The organism is Lysobacter sp. Soil_N_23, assembly GCF_057656135.1.
The window spans coordinates 38,385-51,901 of record NZ_JBDGKY010000011.1 but is presented as its reverse complement, the minus strand read 5'-3'; the positions used below and the strand labels follow the sequence as shown (position 1 = coordinate 51,901).

Sequence of the window (13,517 nt, the reverse complement as noted above, 5' to 3'; positions counted from 1 at the left end):
CGGTGCCGGTCAGCGTCCTGGCGGCGGCGCCTGCTTGCGCAGGTAATCCGCCAGTCCGCGCAGTTGCAGGCCCTGCACCTGGTCGACTACCGGCGCGAACTTGCCAAGGTCGTCAGGCGAGTAGCCGCCGGCACGGTAGTACAGGGTGATACGCGTGCCGCCGCTTTCGGCCGCGGCCAGGCGGAACTCCAGTACGCCGCCGATGCCCATCCCCTGCAGTGGCCCAAGGCCGCCAAGCATGCGCAGGGTCTTGCCCGGATCGACGAAGCTGACGGTCAGGTGCTGCGCCTGCTGCGATCCTGCGATCTCGCAGAAGCAGCCGCCGGCGCGTGCATCGATGGAAAGTTTCGATGCCTTGCCCCACCAGGTGTGGTCCTTCGGCCACCAGCGATCGACATCGCCGACCAGTGCCTTCCACGCAGTGTCCGCGTCGACGGGCACCACTTCGCTGTTCTCGACGGTGAATCCAGTCGGCGACGAATCCTTGACCGCCGCCGTTGCCGGCAGGGACGCGCAGGCGAGAGCCACGAGGATCGCGATATGCCAAGGTTGCATGCATCACCTCCAGCCGGTTTCCGCGCAATTAACCCATCGGCCCTCTGCCGCCGCAAGTGCGTCAACGCGCCCAATGTCCAACCGGGACGCTGAGGGCCTGGATCCCGGCGTTCGCCGGGACGACGTGACAGTGCTGATGGATTACGGGCCTGGGTCCCGGCGTTCGCCGGGACGACGGTCAGGGGCAAAGTCGCTGGGTCCCCGCCATTGCGGGGATGACGGATAAGGGCGTCCCGCATTCGCGGGGATGCGCTGCAAGTCAGGCGTCCAGTTCGCTCCAGCGCGCGTAAGCCCCGTCCAGATCCAGCTGCGTCTGCGCCAGCAACGCGTTGTGCGCGTTGATCGCCGCCGCATCACGCTGGAAGAACGACGGCTCGTTCATCTGCGCAGTGAGCTCGGTCAGCTTGTTCTCCAGGGACTCGATCCGGGCCGGCAACTGCTCCAGCTCGCGCGTTTCCTTGTAGCTGAGCTTGCGCTTGGGTGCAGCGGCCGGAGCGGCTGCCACCGGCGTGGCCGGGGCCAGGGTCGGCCTGGCCGGCACGTTGACCGAAGGCACCGGGCGCTGTCGCAGCCAATCGGTGTAGCCGCCCACGTACTCGCCGACGCGACCCTCGCCTTCCATGACCAGGGTCGAGGTCACGACGTTGTCGAGGAAGTCGCGATCGTGGCTGACCAGCAACAACGTACCCGGGTACTCGCCGAGCATTTCCTCGAGCAGTTCCAGCGTCTCGACGTCCAGATCGTTGGTCGGTTCGTCCATCACCAGCAGGTTGGACGGCTGAGCAAACAGCTTGGCCAGCAGCAATCGGTTGCGCTCGCCACCGGACAGGCGCGTGATCGGTGCGCGCGCACGCTCGGGCGTGAACAGGAAATCCTGCAGGTAGCCGATGACGTGCTTGGACTTGCCGCCGACTTCGACGAATTCGCGGCCTTCGGCGACGTTCTCCAGCGCATTCCAGTCCTCGCGCAAGGTCGCGCGGTACTGGTCGAAATAGGCCACCTGGATGTTGCTTCCGAGCTGGATCTCGCCGGCGTCGGGCTTCAGTTCGCCCAGCAGCAGCTTGATCAGCGTGGTCTTGCCGCTGCCGTTGGGGCCGATCAGGCCGATGCGGTCGCCGCGGAAGATGGTCGTCGACAGATCGGTGATGAGCTGGCGCTCGCCATGGCCGAAGCTCACGCCCTTGGCTTCGACGACCTTTCGTCCGGACGACTCGCCCTGCGCCAGGGCCATCTTCACGTTGCCGGTCAGGTCGCGGCGCTGCATGCGCTCCACGCGCATGGCCTTCAGGCGTCGCACGCGGCCTTCGTCGCGCGTGCGACGGGCCTTGATGCCCTGGCGGATCCACACTTCTTCCTGCGCCAGCATCTTGTCGAAACGCGCGTTTTCCTGCGCTTCGGCGTTGAGCCGCTCTTCCCGGCGCCGCTCGTAGTTGGCCCAGTCGCCGGGCCAGCTGGTGACCTGGCCGCGGTCGATCTCGACGATGCGCGTGGCCAGCGAACGCAGGAAGCGGCGGTCATGGGTGACGAAGAGCAATGCGCCCTGCCAGCCCTTGAGGAAGGTCTCCAGCCAGTCGATCGCTTCGATGTCGAGGTGGTTGGTCGGCTCGTCCAGCAACAGCAGGTCCGGCGCCGATACCAGCGCGCGGGCCAGCAGCACGCGGCGCTTGAGTCCGCCCGACAGGCTCGAGAACAGCGCGTCGCCATCCAGGCCAAGGCGTTCGAGGGTCTCGGTCACGCGCTGGTCGAGCGACCAGCCGTTGGCGTCCTCGATCTTGGCCTGGACCTTGGCCAGCGCGTCAGTGTCGACATGGTCGGCGTGGATGAGGTGATGGTATTTGGCCAGCCACGCGCCCAGGTCGCCCAATCCGCCGGCGACCACGTCCCAGACGTCGCCGCCGGCGTCGCTGGGCACTTCCTGCTCCAGCCGCGCCACGCGCACGCCGCCCTCGCGGCGGACTTCGCCGCCGTCGGCCTGGATCTCGCCGGCCAGCAGGCGCATCAGGGTGGATTTGCCGGCGCCATTGCGCCCGATCAGGGCGATGCGCTCACCGGCTTCGATGGACAGGGCTACATTTTCCAGCAGCAGCGGGCCGCCGACGCTGTAGTCGACGTTTTGCAGGGTCATCAGGGGCATCCGGGCATTCTACGTGGCGCCGGCCGTCGCAGTGCATGCCGTCGCAGTGCCAAGCGCGTTGCCGGCGGCGCATACTTGGTGCCAGGCCGCAGCGCGGTGCCGTGGCCACCTGACCAGGGGAAAACCATGAGCAAGGGCATGGATCGCAAGAAGGAAACCAAGAAGAAGCCGGCGAAGACGATGAAGGAAAAGCGCGCCGAGAAGAGCGAGAAGAAGGCCGCCAAGTCCTGATCGGGCTAGTCCCGAATCGCGGCGATCGCGCCGGCAAGCACGGCACGTGGCAAGGGGCGACTGGAACCAGCCGCCCCGGCGCCCGCGACGGGATGAGTGCAAGCCGATGAACTCCCCGCTGCATGCCCTCGCCGCTCCCGCCACCGCGCGGATACGCCGCTGGGTCCTGGGCGCCTTCCCGCGCGGCCAGAGCGGCATCGATTACGACCACCCTCCCGGCGACCCGGGCCTGTTCGGCGCCGACAGCGTCACCTGGCGCATCCACGCCGACTTTCCCGGGATGCTCTCCGGCGGCCTGTGCGCGCTGATCCTGCAGACCCTGCACCCGCTGGCGCTCGCGGGGGTCTGGGACCATTCGCAGTTCCGCACCGATCTGCTCGGGCGCCTGCGTCGCACCACCAACTTCGTCGCCGGCACGACCTACGCCGGGCGTGCCGAAGCTGAACGCCTTATTGCCCACGTCGATTCCATTCATGCCCGGGTGCGCGGCGTCAGTGCCGACGGGCGGCCCTATCTGGCCCGGGATCCGCGTCTGCTGACCTGGGTGCACGTCACCGAAAGCTACGGATTCCTCGAGGGATTCCGCCGCTATGCGCCGATGTCCATGCCCGACGGTGTCGCCGATCGCTATTTCGCCGAATCGCGCCGCGTCGCCGAAGCGCTGGGGGCGCGCGACGTGCCCGGTTCGCAGGCCCAGGTCGCCGAGTATTTCGCCAGCGTGCAGGGCGAGCTGCGCTTCGACGAGCGCTCGCGCGAAGTGCTGGCGGTACTGGCAAAGATCCAGCTGCCAGTGCCGGCCGCCGGTCTGTCGCGGGATCTGTTCCTTGGCGCGGCAACTGCGTTGTTGCCGTCCTGGGCGACGGCACGGCTGCCACTGTCGCGCCGGCAACGCTTGCAGGCCGCGGTGGCGGCACGGACATTGCGCACGATCGCACCGCTGTTCCGCCTGGCGCTCAACGACGGCGTCGCTCCACGTGCTTGCCGGCGCCTGGGCATCGACGAGTCAGTGCTCGAGCGCTGGCCCGGGCACAGCCAGTAAATGTGCAGCAGCCCGGCCGTCAACGGCCGGCCGGGCTCAGGAACTGCACGACAGCATCGAACAACCGGCCCGTTCGCGTGCCCAGTCAGGCCGGCGCGCGGCGAACGCTTCGCGGCCCGGCTGTTCATCGTAGGGGTGGCGCATCACGTCGAGCAGTTCGGCGACGCCGGTAAAGTCGCCTTCGGTGGCGCGATCGATGGCCTGTTGCGCCAGGTAATTGCGCAGCACGTAGCGCGGGTTGGCTGCATTCATGCGCGCACGGCGCTCGGTTGCCGACATGGCCTGTTCGCGCAACCGGAGAGCGTAGCGGCCCAGCCATTCGTGCAATGCCGGCGCGGCGGCGTCACGCCGCGCTTCGTCGTAGAACGCCTCGCGCAACGGCGCCGGGTCCAGCGTGTCGATGTCGAAGTCGGCCAGGCCACGGAAGAACAGGGTCATGTCGACTTCCGCCTCGGTCATCAGGTCCTGCAGCGCCTGCATCAGGCCGACGTCCTCGTCGCGACACTCGCTCAGGCCGAGCTTGCGCGCGATGTTGTCGCGGTCGGCGGCGGTGTAGGTCTCGACGAAGCGGCGCAGGCCGTCCTGCAGCGGCTCGACGCCGTCGAACAGCAGCGACAGCGCGCCGGCAAAGCGCCCCAGGTTCCAGTAGGCCACCTGCGGTTGCTGGCCGAAACGGTAGCGGCGGTGGTGGCGGTCGGTGGTGTTGGGTGTCCAGCCCGGATCGAAATTGTCGACCCAGCCATAGGGACCGTAGTCGATGGTCAAACCGAGGATCGACATGTTGTCGGTGTTCATCACGCCATGGACGAAGCCGACCCCCATCCAGTGCGCGACCATCACCGCGGTGCGCTCGCACACCTGCGCGAACCATTGCGCGTACAGGGCCTGGCCCTGCCCGCGCAGCTCGGGGAAATCGCGGCGGATGCAGAAATCCACCAGTTGCCGCAGCAGTTCGACGTCGTCGCGCGAAGCCGGCAGCTCGAAGTTGCCGAAGCGAATGAACGACGGCGCCACACGGCAGACGATCGCGCCGTGCTCCAGCTCGGGGTGGCCGTCGTAGAACATGTCGCGCTCGACCCACTCGCCGGTGCCGACCAGGCTCAGCGCGCGCGTCGTCGGCACGCCCAGGTGATGCATGGCCTCACTGCACAGGAACTCGCGGATCGAGGAACGCAGCACCGCGCGGCCGTCGGCGCTGCGCGAGTACGGCGTCGGCCCGGCGCCTTTGAGTTGCAGCTCCCACCGCTCGCCGGCGGCGTTGATGATCTCGCCCAGGCTGATCGCGCGTCCGTCGCCCAGTTGCCCGGCCCACACCCCGAACTGGTGACCGCCGTAATTGGCCGCGAACGGCTCCATGCCCGCCATCAGCGCGTTGCCGGCAAACACCTGGGCGAACTGCGGCGAGGCGACATCGGCCTCGCTGAAGCCCAGGCGCCGGGCCATCTCGGCCGAATGGGCCAGCAGCCGCGGTGCCGCCACCGGCGTGGGATCCACGCGCGAGTAGAGGGCACCGTGGACCTGGCGCACGCCCGGGCCGGTGTCCGGATCGGCGGGCAGGTCGCGGACGAAGGCGTTGTCGAACTCGAGTGTGGGCATGGTCACCGCTGCAATATGGGGCGTCGCCGCTGGCCCGGCCAGCGCTCGCAGGCCTGATGTGCGGGCCTCACGGGGTTTTTCCAACGCTTCGCGCCAGTTGCGCCGGACGTCCGTCAATGCGCCGTACACGGGCAAATCAACCTCGATGCCCTACACTGGTCACCCGCACAACGAGATCGCCCATGGCAAAGCCCAATTACTCCTTCGAAAAGCGCCAGCGCGAAATCGCCAAGAAAAAGAAGCAGGACGAGAAGCAGGCCAAGAAGCAGCAGGCCCGTGACACCGCCAATCCTCCAGGCAACCCCGAGCCCACGGAAAGCGGGTCCGGCAACAAGTCCTGACGTGGACCCATCCCCGGCCGGCGCGCCTGAGCCGGCAGGCGCGGCGGAATTCATGATGACAACCGCGTAGGAGCGAGCTTGCTCGCGATCCCACGTATCTGTCCCGCACGCGCCTGATCGCGAGCAAGCTCGCTCCTACGCGGGGCGGTGAGAACGCTACACCCGGCCGACACACCGCAGTCCGGTACACTGTGCGGTCTTCCGACCGGCGTTCGCCGGCGCTGCCGAGCCTCCCCCATGAGCGCCGAGACGCCCAACACCCCTTCCACGGACCCGTCCGCGGACACCCCGCCCATCAAATTCGCCGACCTGGGCCTGCCCGAACCGCTGATGCGCGCCCTGGCCGATGTCGGCTACGAGTCGCCCTCGCCGATCCAGGCGGCCACCATTCCGCCGCTGCTGGAAGGCCGCGACGTGCTTGGCCAGGCCCAGACCGGCACCGGCAAGACCGCCGCATTCGCCCTGCCGGTGCTGGCGCGCATCGACCCGAACCAGCGCGCACCACAGACGCTGGTGCTGGCGCCGACGCGTGAACTGGCCATCCAGGTCGCCGAGGCCTTCCAGAAGTACGCCCATCACCTGCCCGGCTTCCAGGTCCTGCCGATCTACGGCGGCCAGAGCTACTACCCGCAGTTGCAGGCGCTCAAGCGTGGCGTGCAGGTCATCGTCGGCACGCCCGGCCGTGTCATCGACCATCTTGAGCGCGGCTCGCTCGATCTGTCGCAGCTGCGCTGCCTGGTCCTGGACGAAGCCGACGAGATGCTGCGCATGGGCTTCATCGACGACGTCGAGGCGGTGCTGAAGAAGACCCCGGAGACGCGCCAGGTCGCGCTGTTCTCGGCGACCATGCCGTCGCAGATCAAGCGCATCGCCCAGACCTACCTGAAGGACCCGGTCGAGATCGCGATCAAGTCCAAGACCTCCACCGCGGCCAACATCCGCCAGCGCTACTGGGCGGTCAGCGGCGTACACAAGCTCGATGCCATCACCCGCATCCTCGAGGCCGAACCGTTCGACGCGATGATCGTGTTCGCGCGCACCAAGCTGGCGACCGAGGAGCTGGCCGACAAGCTGGCCGCACGCGGCATTGCCGCCGCCGCGATCAACGGCGACGTGGTGCAGGCGCAGCGCGAGAAGACCATCCAGAACCTCAAGGACGGCAAGATCGACGTGCTGGTCGCCACCGACGTGGCCGCGCGCGGCCTCGACGTGGAACGCATCAGCCACGTGCTGAACTACGACATCCCCTACGACACCGAAAGCTACGTGCACCGCATCGGCCGTACCGGCCGTGCCGGCCGCAAGGGCGAGGCGATCCTGTTCGTCACCCCGCGCGAGCGCGGCATGCTGCGCGCGATCGAGCGCGCCACGCGCCAGCCGATCGAGCAGATGCAGCTGCCGACGGTGGAAACGGTCAACGAGCAGCGCGTCAACCGCTTCCTCGGCCGCATCACCACGGCGCTGGAATCGTCGGACGTGAGCCAGTTCCGCGACCTGGTCGAACGCTACGAGCGCGAGCAGAACGTGCCGGCGGTGGAGATCGCCGCTGCCCTGGCCAAGCTGGTGCAGGGCGACATGCCGCTGCTGCTGGACGTCACCGCCGAGCGCCTGCGTCCGCACACGCCCAGCTTCGACCGCCCCGAGCGTGGTGCGCGCGAGCAGTCGCCACGCGATCGCTACGAGCGTGGTCCGCGTGACGGTCAGCGCGAGCCGCGCCGCGAGCGCGATGCCGCACCGCGTCCGCCGCGTGAGTTCACGCCGAGTGAAAGCCGGCCACGTGAGCCCCAGCAGCGCGATGAGCGTCCGCGCCACGCCGATCGCCAGTTCACGCCGCCGTCCGCCGGCGAGCGTTCGTTCGAGCGTCCGGTCAATGTCGCCGAGTCGATGTTCGACGACGAAGGTTCGGCACAGCATCGCCACGAGCCGCGCGAGCACCGCGAGCCGCGCGGCGAGCGCGCCCCGGAAGTGGGCATGGAGACCTTCCGCATCGAGGTCGGCCACACGCATGGCGTCAAGCCGGGCAACATCGTCGGCGCCATCGCCAACGAGGCCGAGCTGGAGAGCCGCTTCATCGGCCGCATCGACATCCGCGACGACTTCAGCCTGATCGATTTGCCCGAAGGCATGCCGCGCGAGGTCATGGACCATCTCAAGCGCGTGCGCGTCGCCGGCCAGCAGCTGCGCATCAGCCGCGCCGACGAGGACAGCGGCCATGGCCAACGTCCGCACGGCCGATACGGTGATGCACCGCGAAGCTTCGACGACGATCGCCGGCCACCGCCGCGCGGCCCGCGTCCGCACGGCGGCCACAAGCCTCATGGCAGCGGTCCGCGCAAGCCGTTCAAACCGCGCTGATGCAACCGCGCTGATCCAGCGAGCCACCACCCTCCACCGCGGTAGCCGATGCACCTGATCCTGTTCAGCGCGCTGTGCAGCGTGCTCGTCGCGGTGGTCCTCAAGCTTGCGCCACGATTCCGTCTGGACGTGGCGCAGCTGGTGACCTGGAACTACCTCGCTGCCACCGCACTGAGCGCGTTGCTGCTCAAGCCGTCGCTGGCGAGCCTGGCTACACCGCAGGCGCCTTGGGCCGCACTGCTCGGCCTGGCGGTGGTGCTGCCATCGCTGTTCCTGGTGCTCGCCGCGTCGGTACGCACCGCCGGCATCGTCCGCACCGACGTGGCGCAGCGGCTTTCACTGCTGCTGTCGCTGCTGGCGGCATTCACCCTGTTCGGCGAATCGGTCGATGCCACGCGCATGGTCGGGCTGGCATTGGGCCTGCTGGCCGTGGCCGGCATCGTGGTCAGGCCGCGAAACGACGACACCGTCGCCGCATCGGGCGGGACCGGCATGGGCCTGCTGCTGGTGGTCTGGGTCGGCTTCGCCGTGGTCGACGTGATGCTCAAGCGCATCGCGCTGGCCGGCACGCCATCACTGGCGGCGCTGCAGGTGGCGTTCGCGATCGCCTTCGTGCTGATGCTGGGCTGGCAGGCGGTTCGCCGCTGGCGCGGACAGGCGCAGCCGAGCCTGCGAAACTTCGGCGCCGGCCTGCTGCTGGGCCTGCTGAACTTCGGCAACATCGTCTTCTACGTGCGCGCGCACCAGGCCTTCCCGGACAACCCGTCGGTGGTGTTCGCGGCGATGAACATCGGTGTGGTCGTGCTGGGCACGCTGGTGGGCGTGTTTGCCTTCGGCGAGAAGACCAGCCTGTGGAACCGCGCCGCGATCGTCCTGGCCGTCGTCGCCATTGCCGTGATCGCCGTGGCACCGCGCGCCTAGCCCTACCGGCCGCGGCACGGGATTTGGCATAGTCGGGCTATCGACCCGCCCCGCCCTGTCCGCGCCATGCCCCGCCTGCTCGTCTTCCAGCACGTCGCCGCCGAACCGCTCGGCACCCTGGACCCGCTGATCCGCCGGCGCGGCCATCGCATCCGCTTCGCCAACTTCGAGCGCCAGCCCGACTTCCAGCCCAACGTCGACCGTTACCGCGGGCTGATCGTGCTGGGCGGCCCGATGAACGTCGAAGACCAGGCGCAGCGCCCGCACCTGCGCACCGAACTGATGGCGATCGAACGCATGCTCGAACAGGGCAAGCCGGTGCTGGGCATCTGCCTGGGCGCGCAATTGCTGGCGCACGTGCTGGGCGCACCGGTGCGGCGCCACCACCAGGCCGAGATCGGCTGGTACCCGCTGCAGACCACCGCCGCCGGACGCGCCGACCCGGTGTTGTCGCCATTGGGCGACACCGCGCCGGTATTCCAGTGGCACCGCTACAGCTTCGAGGTCCCGCAAGACGCCGAGCACCTGGCGCGCACGGATGGGTGCGAGCAGCAGGCGTTCCGCTATGGCGACAATGCCTATGGCTTCCAGTTCCATCTGGAGATGGACGAGCGCCTGATCGAACGCTGGCTGGCCAATCCGGCGTATCGCGACGAGCTTGCCGAGTTGGCGGGGCTCGATCCGGCGCAGGCGAGCGAGGAGACGATCCGGCAGAAGACGCGCGAGCACATAGCGGCGATGCAGACGCAGGCCGACAACGTGTTCAACCGCTTCCTCGACCTGGTAGGCAGGCCGCAGCGCAGGCATACGTTGCCGTCGCGCGAGTGGACGTGATCACCGTCGTCCCGGCGACGCGCATCCACCCTTCTCACCGTCGTCCCGGCGAACGCCGGGACCCAGGCCCGCAGCCCGTCACCCTCGTCACGTCATCCCGGCGAACGCCGGGATCCATTTTGACCTTGCCGCTGCTCCGGTTTCTCTTGCGTGCGTGATGGAGGGAGGAGGTGGGGTGTATTCCGCGAACCTCCGCTTCGCTCCGTTAACTGTTCGCGAAATACACCCCACCCCCTCCTTCCGGAAGCCGCGGTTGTTTCATTGACTTCGCGTGTCGCCGCGCCGGCATTGGCTGCGTGACACGACTGCAAGGGTCGGGCTCGGGCTGTGCCGATACCGGGCGGTGTCTGCGCCCTCGCCCGGTCGGGAGCTCGGTCCCGGACGCCCGCTGGAGGGTGAGGTGATTTCAAACCCGCCCGAGCAGAGTCACTGGGTTCCCGCCTTCGCGGGAATGACGGGCAAGAGCAACGTCCATGGGTTCCCGCCTTCGCGGGAATGACGAGCATCAGAGCAACGACACTGGGTCCCCGCCTTCGCGGGGATGACGGTCTTCCAGCAACGGTAAGAGCCCCTCTCCCGCTTGCGGGAGAGGGGTTGGGGTGAGGGCCGCCGAAGACCATGCAACGAAATGCCGGCGCGTCGTCCGCAGACGCAAGCCCCCAAGAGCAACGGCAAGGTCAAAATGGGTCCCGGCGTTCGCCGGGACGACGGTGAGGGAGTGGATGGGCTGCGGGCTTGCAGTCGGCTACAGCTCGAACCGGCTCTCGAAGCGCCGCTCCTGCCCACTTAGCGGATCGACGAACTGCAACGAGCGCGCCAACAGTTTCAGCGGCCTGGCGTAATCATCGGCCATGAGGTCGAGGCAATCGGGATACAGCGGATCGTTGAGGATCGGCGCACCCAGCGCCGCCATGTGCACGCGCAACTGGTGCTTGCGACCGGTGACCGGCTCCAGCCCGTAGCGCCAGATGCCTTCGCCACGCGATATCACATCGATGCGGGTTTCACTGTTCGCGGCACCCTCGCCTTCGCGCATCCGGAAGAACGGCTCACCGCGCTCCAGATGCGACCTGCGAACCATCGGGAATGCAGCCTCCGGTAGCGCCAGTGCGAGCGCCTCGTAACGCTTGCTGATCCTGCGCTGCGGAAACAACGCCTGATACAGCGCGCGCGAGTCCGCTCGCGCCGAGAACAACACCACGCCCGCCGTGCCTCGGTCGATACGGTGCAGCGGCACCAGGTCCGGGTTACCCAGGCGCCGCACCAGCCTGGCCAGCAGCGTGTGCTCCACATGCCTACCGGCCGGTGTCACCGGCAGGAAATGCGGCTTGTCGACGACGACCAGGTGCTCGTCGACATGCAGCACGATCTCGTCGAACGGAATCTCCGCTTCGCTCTCGACTTCGCGGTAGTAGGTCAGCTCCGCGCCGACCCGGTACGCGGCATCGGCCGCCACCGCCCGACCGTCGGCATCACGGACCAGCCCGCGCTCGATCCGGTCGAGCCAGTGTGCGCGCCCGATCGCCGGGAACCGCGCGCACAGGCCCTCCAGCACCGTCAACCAGGGTCCGGGCGGCAGTTGCAGGCGGCTGGCGGCCACGCCATTGCGATGGGAAGGGAGCGATTCCACGGACGCATTGTCCCCCTAACGGCGGCCTCCCCGTCGCAATCGCCATGAGAACGGCACGCCACCGCGCCAGCGCCTAGAATGCGCGCTGTTTTCCTGCCCCCTCCGGATGTACCCCATGGCGCTCAAGGCCACCGTGGTAAAGGCCGAGCTGCAAGTCAGCGACCTCGACCGCCATCACTACGCTACCTACAACCTCACCCTCGCCCAGCATCCGTCCGAGACCGAACAACGGCTGATGGTGCGGCTGCTCACCTATGCCCTGTTCGCCGAGGATCGGCTGGAATTCGGCCGCGGCCTGAGCAGCGAGGACGACCCGGACATGTGGCGGCGCGACTACACCGGCGAGATCGAGCAGTGGATCGACCTGGGCCAGCCCGACGAGTCGCGCATCCGCAAGGCCTGCGGCCGCGCGCGCCAGGTCGTGGTGGTCAACTACGCCGGCCGCGCCTCGGATATCTGGTGGGAAAAGAACAGCTATGCGCTCAAGCGCCTGAAGAACCTCACCGTCATCGACATCGGCGCCGACACCGTCGAGGCCCTGGCCGCCGTGCAGCAGCGCGGCATGCGCGTGAACGTGCTGATCCAGGACGGCGAAGTGCAATGGCTGGGCGAAGGCCACTCCTTCACCTTCCGTCCCGTCACCCGCATGGCCTCCGACGAGGAAGCCGCTCGGGCATGACCGGGCACTACGACGTCGCGATCATCGGCGGCGGCGCAGCCGGACTGATGTGCGCGCTGACGGCTGGTCAGCGCGGCAAGCGCGTACTGGTGGTCGATCACGCCAACCGCGTCGGCAAGAAAATCCTGATGTCCGGTGGCGGCCGCTGCAATTTCACCAACACCGGCACTACCCCGGCCAGTTTCCTCTCGGCCAACCCGCATTTCTGCAAGTCGGCGCTGGCGCGCTACACGCCGTGGCACTTCATCGAGATGGTCGAGCGCCACCGCATCGCGTATCACGAGAAGGAACTCGGCCAGCTGTTCTGCGACATCTCCTCCAAGCTGATCGTGAAGATGCTGGTCGACGAGTGCCACGCTGCCGGCGTGCGCATCGAGACCAGTTGCAGCATCGAGCGGGTCAGCCATGGCGAGGGCGAAGGCGCCAGCTTCCGCCTGCATACCAGTCATGGCGCGTTTGCCGCACCGGCACTGGTGGTGGCCAGCGGCGGCCTGTCGATCCCGTCGATGGGCGCCAGCGGATTCGGCTACGAGCTGGCCCGCCAGTTCGGCCATGCCGTACTGCCCACCCGCGCCGGGCTGGTGCCGCTCACGCTCAGCGGCAAGCACCTCGAGCGCCTGGCCGACCTCAGCGGTGTCGCACTGCCGGTCACGGCCCACTGCAACGGCCAGTCCTTCAGCAATTTCATGCTGGTGACTCATCGCGGCATCAGCGGCCCGTCGATCCTGCAGATCTCCTCGTACTGGCAACCGGGCGACGACCTGCGCCTGGATTTGTTGCCAGGTCGCGACGCGCTGGAAGCCTTGCAGCAGTGGCAGCACGAGCGCCCCGCTGCCGAACTCAAGACCGTGCTCGGCGAAGTGATGCCCAAGCGCTTCGCCCAGCGCCTGTGCGAGGTGTGGCTGCCGAACCGGCCCATGAAGCAATTCAACCCACCGCAACTGCGCGAGATCGCCGAGGTGCTGTCGAGCTGGCCGCTGGTCGCCAGCGGCAGCGAGGGCTACCGCACCGCCGAGGTCACGCTCGGCGGCGTCGACACCGACGAACTGTCGTCCAGCACCATGCAGTCCAGGCGCGTGCCCGGGCTGTATTTCATCGGCGAAGTAGTCGACGTGACCGGCTGGCTGGGCGGCTACAACTTCCAGTGGGCATGGGCTTCCGGCCACGCGGCGGGCATGGCGGTGTGACTTCAGCGCTGCGCG

11 protein-coding genes are annotated in these 13,517 nt (G+C 68.1%); 7 read left to right on the top strand and 4 right to left on the bottom strand.

Going from position 1 to position 13,517, the window contains the following annotated elements; translation table 11 throughout:
* Positions 1-9: 9 nt before the first annotated feature.
* Together AC3A3X_RS10040 and AC3A3X_RS10035 are read right to left on the bottom strand one after the other, a co-directional pair.
* Positions 10-555: an SRPBCC family protein gene (locus tag AC3A3X_RS10040; RefSeq protein ID WP_487582887.1), complete on the bottom strand. Its 546-nt coding sequence runs from the start codon at positions 553-555 to the stop codon at positions 10-12.
* A 259-nt stretch (positions 556-814) separates the two neighbouring features.
* Positions 815-2,689, bottom strand: a complete 1,875-nt coding sequence (locus AC3A3X_RS10035) for an ATP-binding cassette domain-containing protein (protein ID WP_487582886.1) — start codon at positions 2,687-2,689, stop codon at positions 815-817.
* Between the two features lie 337 nt (positions 2,690-3,026).
* On the opposite strand from AC3A3X_RS10035, the gene AC3A3X_RS10030 reads away from it, so the two are divergent.
* Positions 3,027-3,959, top strand: a complete 933-nt coding sequence (locus tag AC3A3X_RS10030; RefSeq protein ID WP_487582885.1) for an oxygenase MpaB family protein — start codon at positions 3,027-3,029, stop codon at positions 3,957-3,959.
* A gap of 36 nt (positions 3,960-3,995) precedes the next feature.
* Here the strand turns inward: AC3A3X_RS10030 and AC3A3X_RS10025 are convergent, their stop codons facing one another.
* The gene (locus AC3A3X_RS10025; protein WP_487582884.1) at positions 3,996-5,555 is read right to left on the bottom strand and encodes a protein adenylyltransferase SelO; all 1,560 of its coding nucleotides are present in this window, start codon (positions 5,553-5,555) and stop codon (positions 3,996-3,998) included.
* Between the two features lie 182 nt (positions 5,556-5,737).
* On the opposite strand from AC3A3X_RS10025, the gene AC3A3X_RS10020 reads away from it, so the two are divergent.
* The 4 genes from AC3A3X_RS10020 (at position 5,738) to AC3A3X_RS10005 (ending at position 10,006) form a co-directional block, all read left to right on the top strand.
* On the top strand, positions 5,738-5,896 hold the full coding sequence (locus tag AC3A3X_RS10020; RefSeq protein WP_487582883.1) for a hypothetical protein: 159 nt from the start codon (positions 5,738-5,740) through the stop codon (positions 5,894-5,896).
* 237 nt (positions 5,897-6,133) lie between these two features.
* Positions 6,134-8,251 (top strand): DEAD/DEAH box helicase, encoded by a 2,118-nt coding sequence (locus AC3A3X_RS10015; RefSeq protein ID WP_487582882.1) that lies wholly within the window; start codon positions 6,134-6,136, stop codon positions 8,249-8,251.
* A gap of 48 nt (positions 8,252-8,299) precedes the next feature.
* Positions 8,300-9,172, top strand: a complete 873-nt coding sequence (locus tag AC3A3X_RS10010) for an EamA family transporter (RefSeq protein WP_487582881.1) — start codon at positions 8,300-8,302, stop codon at positions 9,170-9,172.
* 66 nt (positions 9,173-9,238) lie between these two features.
* Positions 9,239-10,006: a type 1 glutamine amidotransferase gene (locus AC3A3X_RS10005; RefSeq protein ID WP_487582880.1), complete on the top strand. Its 768-nt coding sequence runs from the start codon at positions 9,239-9,241 to the stop codon at positions 10,004-10,006.
* 745 nt (positions 10,007-10,751) lie between these two features.
* Here the strand turns inward: AC3A3X_RS10005 and AC3A3X_RS10000 are convergent.
* Positions 10,752-11,636, bottom strand: coding sequence for a pseudouridine synthase (locus AC3A3X_RS10000; RefSeq protein ID WP_487582879.1), 885 nt, complete (start codon positions 11,634-11,636; stop codon positions 10,752-10,754).
* Between the two features lie 115 nt (positions 11,637-11,751).
* Between AC3A3X_RS10000 and AC3A3X_RS09995 the strand changes: the two genes are divergently transcribed.
* Together AC3A3X_RS09995 and AC3A3X_RS09990 are read left to right on the top strand one after the other, a co-directional pair.
* Complete coding sequence (locus AC3A3X_RS09995) at positions 11,752-12,315, top strand: YaeQ family protein (protein ID WP_487582878.1); 564 nt, start codon at positions 11,752-11,754, stop codon at positions 12,313-12,315.
* Complete coding sequence (locus AC3A3X_RS09990) at positions 12,312-13,502, top strand: BaiN/RdsA family NAD(P)/FAD-dependent oxidoreductase (protein ID WP_487582877.1); 1,191 nt, start codon at positions 12,312-12,314, stop codon at positions 13,500-13,502. The genes AC3A3X_RS09995 and AC3A3X_RS09990 overlap by 4 nt, the downstream gene beginning before the upstream one ends.
* Positions 13,503-13,517: the final 15 nt, after the last annotated feature.

What these genes read in the sequence shown, in the direction of transcription:
- AC3A3X_RS10040 (WP_487582887.1), bottom strand. Translation starts at nt 555, where the DNA reads ATGCAACCTTGGCATATCGCGATCCTCGTGGCTCTCGCCTGCGCGTCC.
- AC3A3X_RS10035 (WP_487582886.1), bottom strand. Translation starts at nt 2,689, where the DNA reads ATGCCCCTGATGACCCTGCAAAACGTCGACTACAGCGTCGGCGGCCCG.
- AC3A3X_RS10030 (WP_487582885.1), top strand. Translation starts at nt 3,027, where the DNA reads ATGAACTCCCCGCTGCATGCCCTCGCCGCTCCCGCCACCGCGCGGATA.
- AC3A3X_RS10025 (WP_487582884.1), bottom strand. Translation starts at nt 5,555, where the DNA reads ATGCCCACACTCGAGTTCGACAACGCCTTCGTCCGCGACCTGCCCGCC.
- AC3A3X_RS10020 (WP_487582883.1), top strand. Translation starts at nt 5,738, where the DNA reads ATGGCAAAGCCCAATTACTCCTTCGAAAAGCGCCAGCGCGAAATCGCC.
- AC3A3X_RS10015 (WP_487582882.1), top strand. Translation starts at nt 6,134, where the DNA reads ATGAGCGCCGAGACGCCCAACACCCCTTCCACGGACCCGTCCGCGGAC.
- AC3A3X_RS10010 (WP_487582881.1), top strand. Translation starts at nt 8,300, where the DNA reads ATGCACCTGATCCTGTTCAGCGCGCTGTGCAGCGTGCTCGTCGCGGTG.
- AC3A3X_RS10005 (WP_487582880.1), top strand. Translation starts at nt 9,239, where the DNA reads ATGCCCCGCCTGCTCGTCTTCCAGCACGTCGCCGCCGAACCGCTCGGC.
- AC3A3X_RS09995 (WP_487582878.1), top strand. Translation starts at nt 11,752, where the DNA reads ATGGCGCTCAAGGCCACCGTGGTAAAGGCCGAGCTGCAAGTCAGCGAC.
- AC3A3X_RS09990 (WP_487582877.1), top strand. Translation starts at nt 12,312, where the DNA reads ATGACCGGGCACTACGACGTCGCGATCATCGGCGGCGGCGCAGCCGGA.